General features: G+C 54.3%; 1 protein-coding gene. It reads left to right on the top strand.

What is annotated here, in order from left to right:
- Positions 1-103 precede the first annotated feature (103 nt).
- On the top strand, positions 104-1372 hold the full coding sequence (locus BN4575_RS20310; RefSeq protein WP_068979563.1) for an IS4-like element ISAeme3 family transposase: 1269 nt from the start codon (positions 104-106) through the stop codon (positions 1370-1372).
- Positions 1373-1385 lie beyond the last annotated feature (13 nt).

Genomic DNA, 1385 nt, shown 5'->3' with positions numbered 1-1385 from the left:
TCATGTACAGGATCTTTAGCGGCAACCAATTGAAATAGATATAAAAAAGGCTTCGTTTGTGATCTGATTTTATCGCCAAACAAAATCAACACGCGCGAAGCCTATGACCATTATTAATGCTAATCACTATCTGGAGCAACTCCTGGCTCCCGCCGCACTCGAGCGCATTGCTCGGCTCTGCAAGTTTTGTCTGCGTCAGCGTGCCATTACCCCAGCCATGCTCGTACCTGCACTACTGCGGGCCATGGGGGGCGACCAGGTCAATGATATTGCCGGGTTACACCGTCATTTCAATGCCTTGCAACTAGTGAACGCGCATCAGGTTTCCTACAAACCGTTTCACAATCAGCTGCGCAAAGAGAGCTTTGCCCTGTTTATGAAAGCGCTGGTCGAACGGGCCATCGCCTTGCGTATCGACCATCAACTCAAAGCGGCTTCCCTCGGTGCGTTCAAGCAGGTGTTACTGCACGATGGCACCTCCTTTGCTGTGCATCGGCGCCTGGCTGCTGACTTTCCTGGCCGGTTCAAGACCATCAGTCCGGCGGCTATCGAGTGCCATATGACCATGTCTTTGTCGGAGCAAAGCCCGCTGTGCATGAGTGTGTCTGCCGATACCGCAGGGGAGCGGCAATTTCTCCCTGAGGCCCACAAGCTGGCCAACTGCCTGCTGCTGGCTGACGCGGGTTACATTGACAGGGCCTGGTTTGAGCAGGTGAACGACGCTGGCGGATTTTATCTGGTGCGAGGCACTCAAAACCTGAACCCCAAGATAATCCAGGCCTGGCGCAGTGATGGACGGGAAGTGCCAAAACTGGCGGGACTGTCACTGAAAGAGGCCGGACGGCGGCGCTGTCGGGCCGAGGTGCTGGATATGGTGGTGAAGTCCGGCAAGGTGGAATATCGGTTGATCCGGCGCTGGTTTGCCGAGGAAAAGCGGTTCTGTCTGTGGATGACCAACCTGCCGCGAGCAACGTGGTCAGCAGAACAGGTGATGAGCCTGTATCGCTGCCGTTGGCAGGTGGAGTTGTTATTTAAAGAGTGGAAATCGCACAACCGGCTCAAGGGGTTTGTGACGGGGGAGAAAGCCATCGCCGAGGGATTGGTGTGGACGAGTTTGCTGTCGCTGGTGATGAAAAGACGGGTCGCGCAGAGTGTGATGACAGGGAAGCTATCGATGTTGAAAGCGTCAAAGAACAGTACGACATGGTGGTTGCCGCTATTGGAAGCAGTGGCCCATAGGGCGCTGACAGAAATAAGGGAAAGACTGGAATGGGCAGCTGATTATTTGGCAAAGAACGCCTGCCGAACCAAGCAGAGAAAATCGATACAGAACAGGACCTTGGAAGGCGTTTTAAAGGGGCTCAACGCTTAAGGTCCTGTACATG

The sequence above is a fragment of the Aeromonas sp. EERV15 genome, from assembly GCF_900079845.1.
Taxonomy (GTDB): Bacteria; Pseudomonadota; Gammaproteobacteria; order Enterobacterales; family Aeromonadaceae; genus Aeromonas; species Aeromonas sobria.
This window is presented reverse-complemented; position numbering and strand designations above follow the sequence as displayed.

Excerpts from the sequence above, each read along its gene's own strand:
- BN4575_RS20310 (WP_068979563.1), top strand. The coding sequence starts at position 104 with ATGACCATTATTAATGCTAATCACTATCTGGAGCAACTCCTGGCTCCC.